This window comes from Streptococcus sp. 27098_8_86 (genome assembly GCF_041432595.1).
In the GTDB taxonomy this organism is placed as follows: Bacteria; Bacillota; Bacilli; order Lactobacillales; family Streptococcaceae; genus Streptococcus; species Streptococcus pneumoniae_F.
In genome coordinates this window covers 86,505-105,465 of record NZ_JAPVZW010000004.1, presented here as the reverse complement: position 1 = coordinate 105,465, position 18,961 = coordinate 86,505, and the positions used below count along the sequence as shown (strand labels likewise).

19 protein-coding genes and 1 pseudogene are annotated in these 18,961 nt (G+C 38.9%); all 20 read right to left on the bottom strand.

Annotated features, from left to right (window positions below; genetic code table 11):
* Window positions 1-19: 19 nt before the first annotated feature.
* Window positions 20-325, bottom strand: a complete 306-nt coding sequence (locus O3616_RS05325; protein WP_000590547.1) for a PTS sugar transporter subunit IIB — start codon at window positions 323-325, stop codon at window positions 20-22.
* Between the two features lie 38 nt (window positions 326-363).
* Window positions 364-840, bottom strand: coding sequence for a PTS sugar transporter subunit IIA (locus tag O3616_RS05320; protein ID WP_004260657.1), 477 nt, complete (start codon window positions 838-840; stop codon window positions 364-366).
* A gap of 207 nt (window positions 841-1,047) precedes the next feature.
* The gene (locus tag O3616_RS05315; protein WP_371638306.1) at window positions 1,048-1,659 is read right to left on the bottom strand and encodes a hypothetical protein; all 612 of its coding nucleotides are present in this window, start codon (window positions 1,657-1,659) and stop codon (window positions 1,048-1,050) included.
* Between the two features lie 233 nt (window positions 1,660-1,892).
* On the bottom strand, window positions 1,893-2,534 hold the full coding sequence (locus tag O3616_RS05310) for a hypothetical protein (RefSeq protein ID WP_371638305.1): 642 nt from the start codon (window positions 2,532-2,534) through the stop codon (window positions 1,893-1,895).
* A 246-nt stretch (window positions 2,535-2,780) separates the two neighbouring features.
* A complete protein-coding gene (gene lepA / locus O3616_RS05305) occupies window positions 2,781-4,604 on the bottom strand; it encodes a translation elongation factor 4 (RefSeq protein ID WP_001047207.1) in 1,824 nt (607 codons plus the stop codon).
* Between the two features lie 78 nt (window positions 4,605-4,682).
* Entirely contained in the window at window positions 4,683-5,411 is a 729-nt protein-coding gene (locus O3616_RS05300; protein ID WP_371638304.1) for a metallophosphoesterase family protein, read from the bottom strand.
* Between the two features lies 1 nt (window position 5,412).
* A complete protein-coding gene (gene recN / locus O3616_RS05295) occupies window positions 5,413-7,080 on the bottom strand; it encodes a DNA repair protein RecN (protein WP_371638303.1) in 1,668 nt (555 codons plus the stop codon).
* 6 nt (window positions 7,081-7,086) lie between these two features.
* The gene (locus tag O3616_RS05290) at window positions 7,087-7,518 is read right to left on the bottom strand and encodes an arginine repressor (RefSeq protein ID WP_020900686.1); all 432 of its coding nucleotides are present in this window, start codon (window positions 7,516-7,518) and stop codon (window positions 7,087-7,089) included.
* On the bottom strand, window positions 7,511-8,326 hold the full coding sequence (locus O3616_RS05285; RefSeq protein WP_371638302.1) for a TlyA family RNA methyltransferase: 816 nt from the start codon (window positions 8,324-8,326) through the stop codon (window positions 7,511-7,513). The genes O3616_RS05290 and O3616_RS05285 overlap by 8 nt, the downstream gene beginning before the upstream one ends.
* The gene (locus O3616_RS05280; protein WP_371638301.1) at window positions 8,319-9,194 is read right to left on the bottom strand and encodes a polyprenyl synthetase family protein; all 876 of its coding nucleotides are present in this window, start codon (window positions 9,192-9,194) and stop codon (window positions 8,319-8,321) included. The genes O3616_RS05285 and O3616_RS05280 overlap by 8 nt, the downstream gene beginning before the upstream one ends.
* The gene (locus O3616_RS05275; RefSeq protein ID WP_045611517.1) at window positions 9,191-9,403 is read right to left on the bottom strand and encodes an exodeoxyribonuclease VII small subunit; all 213 of its coding nucleotides are present in this window, start codon (window positions 9,401-9,403) and stop codon (window positions 9,191-9,193) included. The genes O3616_RS05280 and O3616_RS05275 overlap by 4 nt, the downstream gene beginning before the upstream one ends.
* Window positions 9,381-10,721, bottom strand: a complete 1,341-nt coding sequence (xseA, locus tag O3616_RS05270; protein ID WP_371638300.1) for an exodeoxyribonuclease VII large subunit — start codon at window positions 10,719-10,721, stop codon at window positions 9,381-9,383. Before xseA ends, O3616_RS05275 begins: the two co-directional genes overlap by 23 nt.
* Window positions 10,722-10,848: 127 nt before the next feature.
* The gene (udk, locus tag O3616_RS05265) at window positions 10,849-11,487 is read right to left on the bottom strand and encodes a uridine kinase (RefSeq protein WP_125431907.1); all 639 of its coding nucleotides are present in this window, start codon (window positions 11,485-11,487) and stop codon (window positions 10,849-10,851) included.
* A 109-nt stretch (window positions 11,488-11,596) separates the two neighbouring features.
* Window positions 11,597-12,475 (bottom strand): tRNA pseudouridine(55) synthase TruB, encoded by an 879-nt coding sequence (truB, locus tag O3616_RS05260; protein WP_371638299.1) that lies wholly within the window; start codon window positions 12,473-12,475, stop codon window positions 11,597-11,599.
* A 74-nt stretch (window positions 12,476-12,549) separates the two neighbouring features.
* Window positions 12,550-13,350, bottom strand: a complete 801-nt coding sequence (locus O3616_RS05255) for a hypothetical protein (RefSeq protein WP_371638298.1) — start codon at window positions 13,348-13,350, stop codon at window positions 12,550-12,552.
* 9 nt (window positions 13,351-13,359) lie between these two features.
* Window positions 13,360-13,746 (bottom strand): annotated as a pseudogene (locus O3616_RS05250) (hypothetical protein); the annotation flags it as partial.
* A 263-nt stretch (window positions 13,747-14,009) separates the two neighbouring features.
* Entirely contained in the window at window positions 14,010-15,242 is a 1,233-nt protein-coding gene (locus O3616_RS05245; RefSeq protein WP_308696676.1) for a glutamyl-tRNA amidotransferase, read from the bottom strand.
* Between the two features lie 25 nt (window positions 15,243-15,267).
* Complete coding sequence (locus tag O3616_RS05240; RefSeq protein WP_371638297.1) at window positions 15,268-16,542, bottom strand: DUF2130 domain-containing protein; 1,275 nt, start codon at window positions 16,540-16,542, stop codon at window positions 15,268-15,270.
* Between the two features lie 96 nt (window positions 16,543-16,638).
* A complete protein-coding gene (locus O3616_RS05235) occupies window positions 16,639-17,919 on the bottom strand; it encodes an O-acetylhomoserine aminocarboxypropyltransferase/cysteine synthase family protein (RefSeq protein WP_371638296.1) in 1,281 nt (426 codons plus the stop codon).
* Window positions 17,920-18,066: 147 nt separating this feature from the next.
* A complete protein-coding gene (locus O3616_RS05230; protein ID WP_268726998.1) occupies window positions 18,067-18,864 on the bottom strand; it encodes a formate/nitrite transporter family protein in 798 nt (265 codons plus the stop codon).
* Window positions 18,865-18,961 lie beyond the last annotated feature (97 nt).

Below are 18,961 nucleotides of genomic sequence, written 5' to 3'. Positions count from 1 at the left end.
GAATGTTAACAAATTAAAATTAGCTTAATCCGTGTTCTTTGATAGCTGCTTCAATATTGTCAAATACTGGAGCACTCATTGCTGGGATACGGAATAAGATTGGTCCAGCTTCGATAACTGGAATACCTGGGTCAAAACCAAGGTCTGTCGCAGCAATTGGTGTGAAGATGTCATAACCTTTGATAAGGTCTTCATTAACGTCTTTGACCATTACCGCATCACAGTGAACATCGAAACCGCGGTTTGAAAGTTCTTCTTCAAGAGCACTTTTAATTTGGTGGCTTGAGTTAACACCTGCACCGCAGGCAGCAAGAATTTTAATCATATGGATTTCCTCCGATTTAATATTTTTAATAGACAAGATTAAGCAATTGCTTCAGCAATATAAGCATAGATAGCTTCTGGTTCAGAAATTTTTGATAGGTCTTCAAGATGACCATTTCCAGTAAAGAAGTCCATCAACTGAGCAAGAATGTTCGTTTGGCTTGAACTTGAGTTATTAATGATAAAGAAGAGTAAGGATACTTCTACTTCCTTATCTGGCGCAATCATATTGTGGAAAGTCACTGGTTTTTCTAATCGAACTACCACAACTTTTTCGGCAAGATTATGAACAATATCTGTGTGAGGAATAGCCACATTCGGCAAATCCTTACCCAAAAATTCCATATCTAAGCCAGTTGGAAATGACTTTTCACGCGTGATCAGGGCTTCACGATAGGTCGGAGTCACGATTTCTCGTTCTTCCAATAAAGTTGCGACCTGATCAAAGAGATGTTCTTGATTATCCGCTTCTAAGCAAAACACAAGGTTTTTGTCAAAGAAATGATCTAATCCCATAAGGTTTTCCCTTCTTTCCATTAACTTTATGCTATAAGTATAACACTATATGAAATCGTTGTCAATATTTTTGTTGTTTTTTGTCCTTTTTTTGATTGTTTTGTTTATTTTTTATCTTTATAAGCAAAACAAACATTTAAAACAAACATTTAAATCGGTTTTTAATGACTTAAACAAAAAAACAGGATACCAATCCTGCTTTAATAATTATTTTTGAATTGTCCAACTCTCTTCAATCATGGGAAGTAGATTTTTTAATGTTTCTGGAGTCCCTTCTAAAGCAACATATCTGAACCTACCATCACTAGATTTAAAAATCCATGTAATGATGTATTTTCCAGACTTAGAAATTGCGTTAACTACATAGGCTTCATAACCCCCAATAGTTGACTTAGAACCCCAAACTTTAGTGAATTCTGGATTACTTTCTTTTGAAGTAAAAATACTATCAGAAATACGAACTGTTTCAAGTTTTTGAAATTCATTATCAGAAATACCAAATTGTTCTGCTTTAAAAGTATTCAAGGTGACAATATTGACATCCGTACCGTCTGAATATTGAATATCATTGCCTCCCTGTACTTCATTGAACTTAATCCAAGACTTTGGTACTTTAACGAACCCATACTCATCAGAACCAATCACTTGACTTTCTTCTGAATTCTGTGTACTACTAAGAGTGTTTGAATTAGTTGAATCTTGACTAGTTGAAGAGCTAGTTGTTTTACTTGAATTTCCTTGAGTTTGAGCTTGATTTGAACATGCCACTAACGTGACACTTGTAAGCAAAATAGATGCTAAAAGTAAAATTTTTTTCATAATAACCTCCATATGTTACTCTACCATAAATGGAGTTAATTTACAATTTTTAATAAAAACAAATAAAGTATAAGAATTTTTTCCAATTTTAGTTCAAACATTGGATTTGATAATATAGAATATACTCTTGATTATGAAAACTGACTAAGTCGTATCGAGTATCTATTTATCCAATTATTGAATTCTATAATAACATTGAATCACTTTCCGAATATCCTTTTTCAACAAATATTTTACATTGTATTTGCTTGACTCAATCGTATATTCTTACTAAAAGTTATTAAATATAGATATATCGTCGTAAAAAACATAACAATTAAATTACCATATACATAAATATAAATAAGTAAAGAACTGGCAATAACCACATTTATAATTAGGAGAAGCCAATTTTTTAATTTAAAATTACTAAACTTTTCAACTACATGGTAATGACGAGAATTTTCTAATATAAAAATTTTATTAATCATCAGTTTTTGCTTATAAGAATAGCCCAAGCGAAATAATACTGATAATATAACAGGTAATGCAGAAAAGATAAAATACGTAAAGCTATGAGATAAAACAAGATTAAATTTATTAAAGCCAATAAATTCTATTAAAAGAATGAAAAAAATCACTATCATTATCGGTAGCATGAAAAATCTACCTAATTTTATATTTTTTGTTATATCTTCTCGCTTATCCTCAGATTGCTTTTTTATCTTATAAAATAAATCAAAATCAATCTTATAAATTTTATAAAAATAACCAAAACAAGTCGTAGATTCACAATCCAGTAACCCGTAACCATTATTTATTTCAATTAATAAATATCGAGTAAAACCATATAACTTTTCAGTTTTAATTTGTTTTTCTTCTAATACTTTCATCATAAGTTAAAGGAATCGCCCCTTCTTTACTAACAATTATAGATCCAAGCGGTAAAATAGAATCATTATTCTAATTCATTTTCTGCCCCAGTTCTTTATCAATTTTATTTAAAATTTTCCTAGTCATAATAACTTTTAGTATTCCATATAACCTCCGTATTTTACTCTACCATAAATGGAGTTAAGTTACAATTTTTAACTAAAAATATAAAACTCTTGAATGTATTTCAAGAGTTTTATATAGAATCATTATTCTTCATCCATACTCAAGACGCTAAGGAAGGCTTCTTGCGGAACTTCTACTGATCCGATGGCTTTCATACGTTTTTTACCAGCTTTTTGTTTTTCAAGCAGTTTACGCTTACGAGAAACGTCACCACCATAACATTTAGCAAGTACGTTCTTACGAAGGGCCTTGATATCAGTACGAGCCACAATTTTATGTCCAATTGCTGCTTGAATTGGTACCTCGAATTGTTGACGAGGGATAATTTTCTTAAGTTTATCAACGATGAGTTTTCCTCGTTCGTAGGCAAAATCCTTGTGAACGATAAAGCTGAGGGCATCCACCTTGTCTCCATTGAGAAGAATATCCATTTTGACCAGCTTAGATGGGCGATATTCTGACAATTCGTAGTCAAAGCTTGCATAACCACGTGTCGAAGACTTAAGTTTATCAAAGAAGTCAAAGACAATTTCAGCAAGAGGAATTTGATAGATAACATTAACCCGATTATCATCAATATAGTCCATAGTCACAAAGTCCCCACGCTTACGCTGAGCTAGCTCCATCACTGCTCCGACAAACTCCTGTGGTACCATGATTTGCGCCTTGACATAAGGCTCTTCAATGGTCGCAATCTTAGTTGGGTCTGGAAACTCAGATGGGTTGGACACATCCATAGACTCACCGTCGGTCAAATTAACTTTGTAAATAACAGACGGAGCTGTCATGATGAGGTCGATGTTAAACTCACGTTCCAAACGTTCTTGGATAACATCCATATGGAGAAGTCCAAGGAAACCACAACGGAAACCAAATCCAAGTGCCTGTGATGTTTCTGGTTCAAATTGGAGACTAGCATCATTCAGTTGCAATTTTTCAAGGGCTTCACGAAGATCATTGTACTTGTTTGACTCAATTGGGTAGAGACCCGCAAAGACCATAGGATTCATCTGCTTGTAGCCATGTAATGGCTCTGCTGCAGGATTAGTTGCCAAGGTAACTGTATCACCCACACGAGTGTCCTGAACCGTCTTGATAGAAGCCGCAATGTAACCAACGTCCCCAGTCGCAAGAAAATCACGACCAACTGCTTTGGGTGTAAAAATACCGACTTCGGTCACATCAAAGGTCTTGCCATTACTCATGAGCTGAATCTTATCACCAGGTTTAACCACCCCGTCCATGACACGCACTTGGAGAATAACCCCACGGTAGGCATCGTAAACAGAGTCGAAAATCAAGGCCTTAAGTGGCGCCGTCACATCACCTGTTGGTGCTGGTACTTTTTCTACGATTTGCTCAAGGATTTCTTCAATACCAATACCAGCCTTGGCAGAAGCCAAAACTGCTTCACTTGCATCCAAACCAATGACATCTTCAATCTCCGTACGCACGCGCTCTGGATCTGCAGCAGGCAGGTCAATTTTGTTAATGACTGGCATGATTTCCAAATCATTGTCCAAGGCCAGATAAACATTGGCAAGGGTTTGAGCCTCAATTCCTTGAGCAGCATCAACCACCAAAATCGCTCCCTCACAGGCAGCGAGTGAACGTGAAACTTCATAAGTAAAGTCAACGTGCCCCGGCGTGTCAATCAAGTGGAAAATATAAGTTTCCCCATCTTTTGCAGTATAATTCAGCTCGATGGCATTTAACTTAATGGTAATCCCACGTTCTCGCTCTAAATCCATGCTATCCAAAAGCTGGGCCTGCATTTCACGACTGGATACGGTCTCTGTTTTTTCCAAAATGCGGTCTGCTAGAGTCGATTTCCCGTGGTCAATATGGGCGATAATAGAGAAGTTACGGATCTTCTCCTGTCGTTTTTTCAATTCTTCTAAGTTCATGATTCTCTTCCTTTCAGGGTATCTATTTATTATAAATTGTTTTTGACATTTTGACAAGACCATACCCTGCTAGGAGTACTAATCTTCAGTGACAAAGCCGTCATTTTCGATAAAGTGGTGTTCTGTCATTCCTTGGTCTGTAAAGACAATCCCATGAAGGACACCACCATAAACAGCTCCTCCGTCCATCCCAACCTTGCCATCTTCTGTAGTCCAAAGCTCAACTGTACCACGCTCTTGCTTTAACAAACCATAGACCGGTGTATGGCCAAAGACAATGATTTTTCCAGTATGATTTTCTGCTTCATGGAATGGTTTTCTGAGCCAGACTTTTTTATAATCTGTGGTTTCATGCCAGTCGTCCAAGGTCAAATCAATACCTGCGTGAACAAAGATATACTTGTCTGTCTCTACTACAAAAGGCATTTGACGAATAAATTTGACCATGTCTGCCGCTTCAGAAGCAACACGCTTGGCATCCTCAACTCCATCAACTGGTGCATCCAAGGGACGACCTAGGATAGAGTTAATGGTTGTATCTCCACCATTTCGACGATAATGGTCATAGCTTTCTTCTGGGTTATCGAGCCAAGTCAAAAACATATACTCATGGTTTCCTGATAAACAAATAGCCCCTTGATTGTCAACCAAGTCCTTGACCATTTCAAGAACACGGCGACTATCTTCACCGCGGTCAATCAAGTCCCCTAGAAAGAGCAACTGGGTCTGGCCGTCCCATGTTTTGAGAAGGTCTTCCAGCATCCCAGCTTTTCCGTGAACATCTCCAATTACATAATAGTCTGTCATCTTATTTCTCCCTGTTTCTCAACAATTCTCTGGCTTGCGTCAGGGCTGCTTCCGTCACATCATCACCTGCCAACATTTTAGCAACTTCCTCCACTCGCTCTTCAACCGTCAAGAGACGAACAGTCGAAACTGTTGAATGGTCATTACTAATCTTCTCAATAAAGAATTGATAATCCGCAATCGCAATCACTTGTGGCAAATGGGAAATAGCCAGAACCTGACCATGTTGGCCAATCTTGTGAATCTTTTGCGCAATAGCCTGAGCTACACGACCTGAAACTCCCGTATCCACTTCATCAAAGACAATGCTAGTCTTGCCTTCTTTACGTGAAAAGGCAGACTTAATAGCTAGCATGAGACGAGATAATTCTCCGCCAGATGCAACCTTGACCAAGGGTTTAAAGTCTTCGCCAGGGTTGGTTGAAATGTAAAACTCGACCATTTCATTGCCCTCACGACTGAATTTGCCCTTGCTAAAACGAACCTGAAACTGGGCTTTTTCCATATAAAGATCTTGCAGTTCTTGTTTAATCTCTGCTTCTAGTTGCTGAGCCAAGTCATGACGAGCAGATGCAAGCTGACCTGCCAAATCGACAAGATCAACTTCTAACTTCTTAAGCTCGGTTTCCATGTCCTCAGAAGAAAGATTATTGCCTGTCAAGAGATTGTATTCTTCTGTAATTTTGGCAAAATAAAGCAAAACATCATCAACAGTCCCACCGTACTTACGGGTAATAGTATGAAGGAGATCCAAACGATTCTCAACCTGCATGAGACGATTGCCGTCAAAATCAAGGTCCTCAATAATAGCTTCCAGACGCTTGCTAATATCTTCTAAGACATAGTAGGTCTCAGACAGAGAGCTTGAAATTTCACGGTATTCAGGGTCATACTCTTCGACACTTTCCATGTCATTCATGGCTGAACGAACATTGGCCAGACTTGAAAAGTCTTCATTGTCCAACATACTGTAGGCATTGGTCAGCGTATCCGCAATATTTTTATGATTAAGAAGTTTATCACGCTCTTGGTTGAGAGACAGGTCTTCTCCAGCCTGCAAGTTTGCCGCCTCAATCTCTGCCATTTGAAATTCCAACATTTCAATACGTGCCTTGTGTTCCTGTTGGTTTTTCTTGACTTCCAGAACCTGCTTGCGCATTTTTCGATAGGCATCAAAACTCGTTTGATAGGTTTCTTTCAAGGCCCAAAAGCCTGTATCACCAAATTCATCCAACATCTGGATATGAAGTTGAGGACGCATTAACTCTTCTTGGTCATGCTGACCATGTATATCCACCAGATGTTGTCCAATAGCACGCAAAACAGATAGATTAACCATCTGGCCATTCACACGACTGATACTCCGACCATTTTGCAATATTTCTCGACGGATGATAATTTCATCCCCCATTTCCAAACCTTGCTCATCAAAAATTTCCTGCAAAAGGCGACTATTTTCAACGGAGAATAGCCCCTCAATCTCTGCCTTTGGCGCACCATGACGAATAACATCTGTCGTCGCACGAGCTCCCAACATCATATTCATGGCATCAATGATAATCGACTTCCCTGCACCCGTTTCACCAGTCAAGACAGTCATCCCCTTTTCAAAATTGAGGGAAATAGCCTCAATAATGGCAAAGTTTTTTATCGAAATTTCAAGTAACATATAGACCTACCAATTTTTTACTTGTTCAAAGATTTCCTCAGCTAGACTTTCACTTCTGGCAATGACTAAAATCGAGCTATCATCAGCTAAACAGCTAAAAATCTTGTCAGCAAAAGTCTCGATTAACTGAGCTTTTACAAAAGCTGTATTTCCTGGAATGACTTGGAGATTGATCATCTTGTCCATCAATTCAGCTGATTCAATATTGTCTTCAGCCAGTTGCAAACTTTTTACGATTGATTTTGGCAATTCATAGACATAGGTGTTGTCTCTCAAAGGAATTTTGACAATGCCTAGCTCTTTGATATCCCGTGATACTGTTGCCTGAGTGGCAGTGATCCCTGCCTCTTTCAAATGTTCTACAATTTCTTCTTGTGTACCGATTTGATAATCTGTCACAAATCGTCTAATTTTTTCAAGTCTCTCTTTTTTATTCATTTTTAAATTGACTATGCGCCCTCTCTACTACTTCTTCAATTTCAGTAAGAACCTGATTGCTTGCTGACTCTTCTTTTTTCAAATACACTAAAAACTCAATATTTCCATGACCGCCTTGGATAGGAGAAAAATCCAATCCAAGGACTGAAAAGCCTTCCTCTGCTGCCATAGCTGTTACAGATTCAAGGACATTCTGATGAACTTTAGCATCTCGAATAATTCCATTTTTCCCAATCTGCTCACGTCCTGCCTCAAACTGGGGCTTAACCAGAGCCACAACCTGACCTTGATCAGCCAAGACACGATGCAAGGCCGGAAGAATCAGACTGAGGGAAATGAAACTCACGTCAATGCTGGCAAAGCTCGGTTCCTGCTCGAAATCAGTCTTTTCAGCATAGCGGAAATTGAACTGCTCCATACTGACAACCCGTGGGTCTTGGCGTAGTTTCCAAGCCAATTGATTGGTACCGACATCGACTGCAAAGACTAACTCAGCACCATTTTGCAACATAACATCGGTAAAACCTCCAGTAGAGGCACCGATATCAATCGTTGTTGCCCCTTCTACTGACAAATCAAAGGTCTGCAAGGCCTTCTCCAGTTTCAAACCACCACGGCTAACATACTTGAGTTTCTCCCCCTTGAGTTTCAGCTCAGTGTCATCGGAAATTTTCTCTCCTGGTTTGTCAAACCGTTCTCCATTAAGGACTGCTACGACTAGGCCAGCCATGACACCACGCTTGGCCTGCTCTCTCGTTTCAAACAAACCCTGTTTATAAGCTAGTACATCCACTCTTTCCTTAGCCATTGATTCTCAAACTTTCTACTACTTTTACAATCGATTCTGTTTCAAAAGGAACCTGCTGGGCAATGTCTTCTAATTTGGCATTAGCTTGATCCAGTGTTTGGTTACAAAAGGCAATAGCCTCTTCCAAGCCCAACAAGGCTGGATAGGTTGACTTTTCTGCCTGCAAGTCCTTTTGCGGTGTCTTGCCGATTTCCTCAAAACTAGCTGTCACATCCAGTACATCATCTCGAACTTGAAAAGCAAGTCCAATCAATTCCCCAATAGTTTTCAGCTTTGCCTGCATCTCAGGTGCCAATTCGGCTATAATAGCAGCTGCTTGGAAGGGATAAGCTAGTAATTTTCCAGTCTTATTAGCATGAATAGTCTGGAGTTCTTCCAAAGACAAATGCTGGTGTTCACCCTCCATGTCCAAAACCTGCCCTGCCACCATGCCCAGACTTCCTGAAGCTAGGGATAAGTTAGCAATCAAGTCCACCTTGATCTGACTTGGCAAATCTGCCTGCGCTATCAAGGCATAAGGATCTAGGAATAAAGCATCTCCAGCCAAAATGGCCATAGCTTCACCGAATTTTTTGTGATTGGTCAAGCGTCCCCGACGGTAATCATCATCATCCATAGCTGGAAGATCATCATGAATCAAGCTCCCTGTATGAATCATTTCCAGGGCCGCAGCCACCTGCGCGTGAGCAGGTTTGATGGTAACTTGTAAGGCTTCCAGAACTTCTAACAAGAGAAAGGGTCGAATACGCTTGCCACCAGCATGAATGGAATAGAGAACAGACTCTCGCAAACTAGAGGCAAACTGCTGGTCTCCATACAAGTCTTCCAAAGCCGACTCGACAAGAGCTAATTTTTCTTGCTTCTTCATTCAAAATCACTTTCTATTCCGTCTTCTTGCATGACCTTGACCAAGGTCTTTTCAGCCTTGTCCAGCGTCGCTTGGAGTTCTTTTGACAAGACCATACCCTTTTGAAAGGCAGTAATCGCATCTTCCAGAGCAATTTCACCATTTTCCAAACTTTGGACAATGCTTTCCAGTTCTGCTAGATTTTCCTCAAATTTCTTTTGTTTTGACATCTTTAACCTCTAATTCTACTTGACCATCTCGCATCAAAAGCGTCACTTGGTCTGTTTTCTTTAAATTCTCAACTGAATCAACTACGGAATCTTCTTTTTTGACAATAGCATAACCTCGTGCCACGATTCGACTGGTATCCAACATCAGCAAGGCTTCCGAAAGTCGTTTCACCTCAGCAACCTTGGCATCATAAACCAAAGCCATTTGACTACGGAGGAGCTTGTCCAACTGACCAAGACGATCTTGATAACGTTGTATTTTAGTAACAGGTGATAATTGTACCAGTCGATGCGTCCTTTCTTGGACGACTTGTTTGTTATCAGAAATCCGTGTTCGCAAACTTTGTTTTAAGCGCAGTTGCAGCTGATCCAAGCGTTGCAAATAGCCATCATACAAGCGCTCTGGCTGTCTAAAGATAACAGACTGACTGCATTTTTTCAAAGCTTCTTGTTTCTTCGATAGGACATTTCGGACTGCTGTTGCCATCCGTTTTTCCTGATTTTGCAAATGAGCCAATATATCCAACTTGGTCACAGGTGTTGCCAGTTCAGCTGCAGCTGTTGGCGTCGCAGCGCGTCTATCTGCCACAAAATCTGCCAAGGTCACATCCGTCTCATGCCCCACACTAGAAATAACTGGCAAACGAGACTCAAAAATAGCCCGTACCACAATTTCTTCGTTAAAGGCCCAGAGATCCTCTATGGAACCACCACCACGACCAATAATCAGCAAATCCAAATCGTCTCGTTGATTAGCACGCGTAATATTTCGAGCAATTTCCTCCGCAGAACCTTCACCTTGAACCTTGGTCGGATAGAGAAGAATATCCACACCTGGAAATCGCCTGCTGACAGTCGTGATAATATCTCGAATAACGGCTCCACTACGACTTGTCACTACACCAATTCTCTTAGAAAATTGGGGCAGAGGTTGCTTGAAGCGTTCTTGAAACAGGCCTTCTTCTGTCAATTTTTTCTTGAGTTGTTCAAACTGAATCGCAAGCGCCCCAACCCCATCAGGCTCTGCCTTTTCAATGATAATGGAGTAGCTACCACTTGGTTCGTAGACCTGTACGCGCCCGATCACATTGATTTTCATCCCTTCTTCCAGTTCGAAGCCTAATTTCTGATAAATCCCAGACCAGATGGTCGCTTGGATAACTGCATGGTCATCTTTTAGGGAGAAATATTGGTGAGTAGGTCGTTTACGAAAGTTGGAAACTTGACCAGTTAAATAGACCCGTTCCAAATAAGGGTCTTTATCGAATTTCATTTTCAGATACTTGGTCAAAGTTGTTACCGATAAATACTTTTCCATCTCCACCTACTATTCATTTTCTTGCTCTTTCATGGGTATTATTATACCAAAAATATGCCTAAAAATCTCCATTTATGTACCATTATGAGGGAAAAATAGAAAAAGGAGGCAAGGCCTCCACATCTGATTATTTGCTATTTCGAGCTTCATCCAAAATCTTTTCAATTTTGGTTGTCAACAGGTCAATAGCCACGGTATTGCTGACCCCTTCAGGAATGACGATATCAGCATAACGCTTGGTTGGTTCGATAAACTGATGATACATAGGTTTAACCACACCTAAGTACTGGTCAATGACGCTATCAAGGCTACGGCCACGCTCTTCCATATCACGCTTGATACGACGAATAATGCGCACATCATCATCCGTATCCACAAAAATCTTAATATCCATCAAATCGCGCAGACGCTTATCCTCCAAGACCAAAATCCCCTCAACGATAAAGACATCTTGAGGCTCCTGACGATAAGTCTTGCTGCTTCGTGTATGCTCTGTATAGTCGTAAGTCGGAATGTCCACCGGACGCCCTGCCAACAATTCCTTAATCTGCTCGATCATCAAGTCTGTATCAAAGGCAAAAGGATGGTCGTAGTTGGTTTTGACACGCTCTTCAAAGGTCAAATGAGACTGATCCTTGTAGTATGAGTCATGCTCAATCATGGAAATCTTTTCATCAGGGAAATGCGATAAAATGGCTCTTGAAACACTGGTCTTACCTCCACCAGAACCACCTGTCACTCCGATAATGATTGGTCTATTTTGCATGCTATCCTCCGTTTTTTTATCCGTCGTCTATTCTATCACATTTTTTGCAAAATTTATAGTCTGATTTGGATAGTCTAGGGGAAACAACACTCCCTACACCTCAGTTAGACTAGCTAAAAACCTTCCTTGGCTTGTAGAGATTGTCCCGTTTTTCTAGAATGGCTAGCAATTTATCATCTTCAAAGGCAGCTAATTCTTGTTCTGTTTGTTCGAGTTCTATAAAACGACCAAAGCGCACTTCTGTAGCCTCTTCTGGACTTAGGAAAACTTTGACAAGGTCCCCTGTCCCAATCTCTAGAGGATGGAAAAAGTCCAATTGGCCAGCCTCCACTTTCCCAGCAATTTCTTCCAAGGTAAGTGCGTCTTCTAATTGTAAGCCAGCAGCACTAGTACGAGTTAACTGAGACATATGGGCAGCATAGCCAAGTTTTTCTCCTAAGTCAACCGACAAGGTACGGATGTAAGTCCCTTTACTGCATTTTACACGAAAATTAAAGCGTGCAAGATGACCCTCATAAGAAATCGGACTTGTCCGTTCAAATTGATAAATGGTCACCTGACGTTCTGGACGCTCAACTTCCTGACCAGCACGCGCATACTCATAGAGCTTGCGACCATTAACCTTAACCGCAGAGTACATAGGCGGAATCTGAATAATAGGTCCTGTCAGACTGGCAATTGCTTCATCAACAAGCTTTTCATCCAAGTGCGACAAAACAGGCGTCTCTGCAACCACTTCCCCACTGGCATCCTCTGTCGTCGTTGAATAGCCAAGAGTGATTTCCCCCTCATAGACCTTGCCATCATCCTGCATGAACTCGACCATGCGGGTTGCCTTGCCAACTGCAATAGGCAAAACACCCACCACATCCGGATCCAAGGTCCCACCATGACCAATCTTCTTAGTTCCCAAAATCTTACGCAGTTTAAAAACCGCATCATGCGAGGTCATCCCTGCTTCTTTTTTTAAGTTGATAATACCGTTCATATCTTGCTTTCTAATTCCCTTTTCACTTTACATCAACATATTCTATCTTAGACAGATTTTAAAACTATATCAGCTCATTTTTCTAAATACTTCCTAGCTTCCTGAACATAAAAGAGCTCTGGATTTTCATGGGCAATGCTTTCAAACAAACTACGGGCACGAGCTTCATCTCCTTTTAGCTGGGCATTGAGAGCTCCATAATAAGAAAACATGATTCGAGCTAACTTACTTTCTGGTTCAGTAATGTCGAAGTAGTCGTTCACTTCTTTATTGAACACAATATCTTTTATGGCTTGGGCTTGAGCAACAAGTATAGCTTTGCCTCCTTTAAAATCTGGTGCCTTGGACAATTGTTCCTCAAAGAAAGCAATATCTTGCGCATCTTGAAGATGAATGGAAACTGTTAATAGTTCAAAGCTTGATATTAAAAACGCAGGGGTTCTGAATCTCTTCCAAATTTTTTTCAAATCATATTTGGACATATTTTCCTTGGCAGCTTGAAAATCTCCTTTTAAATAAGCCACTCGACCTTGGATAATTTGGTAATTCTCACGATATGTTGCCCTAAAGGGCTTAATAGATTTTTCTGATTGAACTCTTAACATGTCTTCATATAGCTTAAGATCAATAGAATCGTGTAACACTAGAACAATAACTTTGCTAGATACAAATCTTAAATAAAATACAAAGACAAGAGCAAAAAAGTCAATAACTAATAATATGAGTCCCAATATTTCCAAATTGCTTTGAAATACTAAAAATACTGCCATCGCATCAACAACTAAGACTAAAAATACGCAAATTAGAATAACCCTATCAAGTTGTAGAAGAGTGTTTTCTGTCGCCCTACTTACTATTTTTTTAATTAATTTCATATATTACTCTCATTTCACTGATTCTAAATATTTTTTCGCTTCCTGAACATAAAAGAGTTCTGGATTTTCATGGGCGATACTTTCAAACAAACTACGGGCACGAGCTTCATCTCCTTTTAATTGGGCATTGAGAGCGCCATAATAAGAAAATATGATTCGAGCTAGCTTATTTTCAGGTTCAGTGGTGTCGAAGTAGTCGTTCGCTTCTTTATTGAACACAATATCTTTTATGGCTTGAGCTTTAGCAACGAGTTTAGCCTTACCATCTTTCGAATCTGGCGCCTTGGACAATTGTTCCTCAAAGAAAGCAATATTTTGCTCATCTTGAATATGGATAGAAGATAGAAAATCATAATATAATTTCTTCAATTCAAATATTTTTCTATTTTTTTTAGAAATATTAGAAAGATTGATATTTCTTAAAATCAATCAAAACCACCTTCCAATATAGAAGAACTTTCCATGTCAATAAATTTAAAAAGATGCCAATAACTATAAATAATACTGACAAAAATAACAGATAACGTACTGCAATAATATTCTGTTTAAACAATAAAAACAAACCCAAAATTGCTATATAAACTGCAACAACTACTAAATATGAAGATAATCGAATACAAATATTATAAAGAAATTTTACATCTTTATTTGCTAATAATTTAATCAAGCTTTTCAATTTTATAAAAATCCTCCGAATAAAATTGTTTACTAGATTCTCTCAGTAAAAAATTTTCAAAATCACCTTCATCTTCAACTATTGTATACATTCCGTTGTTAACTATAAAATAGTCATTATTGATCATGTAGTGTCCATCGGAAAGTCCTGAAAAATCAATGTCATCTAACTTCAATTTGTCACGTTCACTAAGTGTTAAACATAAACGAAGGGCTCCCTCTTTCATATAGTCTTTAAGAGAAATTGCTGCATATCCTCCAAATGCTTGTTTTTCTGGACTAGATGAGTTTTGATTTTGAGCTGCTTTTTCTTTAATAAAAGAAGTGATTCTAAACGAACGTGATATTTGAAAACCTGGGCTAGCTAATGGTTGATCTTCAGCATCAAATACAGATAAATCATAACCTTTCTTTTTTATAGCATCTTCTACTACTGACTTAAAATCTTTTAGAACTATTTGAGCTTCATCACTTGAAACAGCATTTTCTATAAATTCCTTTAGGCCGTAGTCTTGATCAATGAAAGTAACATATTTCAATTTTTGACGCGTGTACTTAGCACCCACTTTTAATGTAACTCCCTTATCGAAAACATCAAAGACACCTACATCGGAAATATTACTATCATAGTATGAAGACTTAAGTGTTAATTCGTAGTTCAACCCCCTAGAATGATAAAACTCTTGTAATTGTTGTACTTTGGCATTATTTCTCAAGTAAGTTTGAATTTCACTGCCTAGAAATGGAGAAAGAGTTCCCGCTAATACTATAATGACTACAAATCTACTCACTTTTTGATTGTACTCAACCTTTTGATAAATCCAATCTAAATACGGAAATAAAAATAATGAAAAAATGAAACTCCAAAGGTCAATATCTTTTATAAAGTCAAAGGAAACGATCATTTTAAATCTTAGCACAAACATCAGAAAAATTGCTAAAAAAATATTGCCAATCAATAGGAATGCAATCAGACATTTCGTTCGATTTTTTGCCTTTATCACATAAGTTATACCTACAATAAGATTGGCTAAAAAGCTAATTCCGTAGCCTAAGACTGTTGGAAGAAGGCCAAAAACACCAAATAATAAACTATATCTTGAGTCTGAGTCACCTACCCCTTCAATATTTAAAAGACCATATAGGAGATTAAGAAGAAACACAACTAATGGCAAATAAGCAATATAGACATCCGATAATTTCAAAGTTTTTTTCATAGGAACTCCTGTTTCTAAGGTAATACTACTCCCCCTTCAGAGCTTCAAATTTCGCTTTCATGGTTGGATTTTTTCGAGTCAATTTTTTGACCGAAACATCTTCCAATTTATTGTTTGCGAGGCGGAGTTGGTTTTCAGATGTTGTCAGGAACTTCTTAACCTCTTCCATGCGTTTGATGGCCTTGTCGATTTCATCGATTGCTTTACCAAAGTTGGTCGAAGCTGAATTATAGTTCTTGGCAAAAGCTAACTTAAAGGCATCCAAGTCTTCCTCAAAATTCGTAATGTCGATATTTTGCTCCCGAACCAAGGCCAGCTCTTGCTTGTATTTTAGTGAATTAAGAGCCGCATTACGCAGGAGCCCAATCAACTGAATAAAGAATTGAGGACGAACCACATACATCTTTTCATACTCGTGACTAACGTCAACAATCCCTGTGTTAAAGTAGTCATTATCGGCCTCAAGCATAGTCACCAAAACCGCATATTCACAGTTCTTTTCACGACGGTCCTTGTCCAATTCCTTGTAAAAATCTGCATTCTTGTGCTTCTTCTCTGTTCCGTCAGCTTCATTTTTCATCTCAAACATGATGGAAATGATTTCGACCCCATTTTCATCACATTCACGGAAGATAAAGTCCCCCTTAGACCCACGCGCAGAAACCTTGTTATCCTTTTCAAAGTAAGCATTTGGAAAGGCAAAACTACGGACCTTGTTAAACTCACTCTCTGCATAGTGTTCCAGACTTTCCCCGATAGCTTTTGTAGACTGCTGTGCCTTGAAATTCTTATAAAATTCGACTTGTTCACTGGCTGCTTTGAGCTGTGCTTCATAGTTTTGCTTAACAGAAGCAAGAGAAAGCTCGTTTTCTTTTTCTTGCAAGAGAAGCTGATTTTTAACCTGGTCTCGTTCTTTTTCTAGGTCGGAGAGGCTCTTCTGTAGTTGATTTTCATGCTCTAAACGTAAGGTCGCCAATTGGTTTTCCAAGGACTGTACTTCCTTATCCTTAGCCAATAAGGCCTGATTGCTTGTCTGTTCAACCTCTTTCTTGGCCAATTCTTTTTCTGTATCAAAGTTTTGGATTTGACTCTGCAATTGAGCAATTTCTTGGTCTTTTTGAGCTAGTTTAGACTGTTGTTCATTCATGGCCTTTTGCTCTGCCAAGGCCAGTTCCTGCTTCATGCGATCGTGTAGTTCCTTATCAAACTCAGCCGTTCTCACTTGGGATAAAAGTTCGGCATACTGACTTTCATTTACTGTAAAGACTTCCCCACAGTTGGGACATTTGATTTCGTTCATATCGTTCCTCTTTCTAGACTTCTTTAACCATTATATCATGCCTGAGGGAAAATCAAAAACAGTGAGTCGAAACCCACTGTTTATCTTCTTTTTTCTTTAAATTTTTTCCAAGGCCAAGCGCAAGTCTTCAATCAAATCTTCTACATTTTCAAGACCGATTGACAAGCGGATTTGGTTTGGTGTAACACCTGCTGCTTCTAGGTCCTTTTCTGACAATTGACCATGAGTGGTTGTTGCTGGATGGACAACAAGCGATTTGGCATCTGCCACATTTGCTAGGTCAGAAAAGATTTCTAAATGATCAATTACCTCGCGGGCTTCGGCCTCCCCACCTTTGACATGGAAGGTAAAGATTGAACCGACACCTTTTGGTAAATATTTCTCAGCCAAGGCATGGTAAGGACTATCTGCAAGTTTTGGATAATTGACCTTTTCTACCTTAGGATGGTTAACAAGGAAATCAACAATTTTCTCTGCATTTTGTACATGGCGTTCCACTCGAAGTGACAGGGTTTCAAGTCCTTGGAGCAAGAGAAAGGCATTGAATGGTGACAAGGCTGCACCTGTATCACGAAGCAATTGAACACGGACAGCGATAATAAAGGCTGCTGCCCCCACATCACGAGTATAGCTCAAGTTGTGATAGCTTGGGTCTTCCTCAACAAATTGAGGGAATTTTCCTGAAGCTGCCCAGTCAAAACGACCACTATCAACGATCACTCCTCCAATAGTTGTACCATGTCCACCGATAAACTTAGTCGCAGAGTGAATGGCAATATCTACACCGTGAGAAAAGACATTAATCAAATAAGGTGTAGCAAAAGTATTGTCCGAAACTAGTGGAATCTGATGTTTATGAGCAATCTCAGCCAATTTTTCCAAGTCAGGAATGTTAATCAAGGGATTGCCCAAGGTTTCAATCAATACAAGCTTGGTATTGTCTTTGATCGCTGCTTCCACTTCCTCTAAATTATCCACATCCACAAAGGTTGTTGTGATACCATAACGAGGAAGGGTTTCTTTCAAGAGGTTGAAAGTCCCGCCGTAAATAGTTGATGCCGCTACTACATGATCACCAGCATGGGCAAGCGCCAAAATCGTATAAGTCACTGCGGCCATACCTGATGCGGTTGCAAGAGCTCCAACACCACCTTCAAGAGCAGCGATTCTTTCTTCAAAGGCAGCTGTTGTAGGGTTGGTGATACGAGTATAGATATTACCTGGCTTTCTCAAGGCAAAAAGATCTGCGGCCTCCTCAGTATCATCAAAAACAAAGGATGTTGTCTGATAAATTGGCACTGCACGAGACTTGGTAGCTGGATCCACAACTTGACCAGCATGTAGTTGCAAAGTTTCAAATTTAAAATCACGAGTCATAAAACGACCTCCAAATAGTTTGATTAAGGATATTGTAGCACCTTAAGTTATAGTTTACAAATATCAGTTTTCTATATTTTGATATAAGAAATAGCTATTACTCTATTTTAAAAACGAAAAAAGCACGACTCAATCGTGCTCATTTTCTTAATCTACATAAGTATCTTCGTTTTTATTGAGGAAGGCATATGGAAGACCAACCAAAAGACCTCCACCAATCAAGTTTCCAACGAAGGTTACACCCCAGTGACGAAGCATATTTCCAACACCAAAGTTAGCAATTGAATCCGCAGCAACACTGAATTTTACAATTGCAAAAGAAGCAAAGTTCGCAGCAATGTGCTCGTTTGTTAAGAATACAAACATGTAAATTGCTGATAAAACGAGCCATAGTTTAGCGCCGCCATCTTTGACCAAAACAAATGAGAGAATCGCAATATTTACGAAAATATTTGCCAAAATCGCCTCAAGCAAGATTAATTCATTTGAGCGGCCTAACTTCATCTCAACAACCCCTGAGATGAAACTATCGTGAGTCAGATGTGCATAGGCTGCCGAATGAGCAAAGCCCCAACCTGCTATCAAGGCCCCAATAAGGTTGAACAAGGTACAGTAAAGTAAAATCTCAGCTGTTTTTCTCCAAGAGATTTTTTTCAAGAAACTACCAGCAGTTAAGAACATCATGTTTGATGTTACCAACTCGGCATTCAAGAAAACAATGTAGGCCAATCCCCAAGCAAAGACAAATGGGAATAGGAAGCGTCCACTACCCGGTGCAATTTTATTAATCAAGTCAGCTCCAACTGCACCTGCAGCTGTACTGAAGGTTAAAAATGCACCTGCGAACATCGAACGAATCGCATACTTAAATTTGCTTTGACTATAAAGACTTTCTTTCTTCTTGCAAGCAAATTCAATCTTTGAGATAAATTCTGAAGAAACCATAATAAACTCCTAAAACTTTTATTTGTGATAATTATATCACAAACTTTAGAATTAAGGAAACGTTTTCTGTATTTCATAAAAGTTTATTTTACGAAAA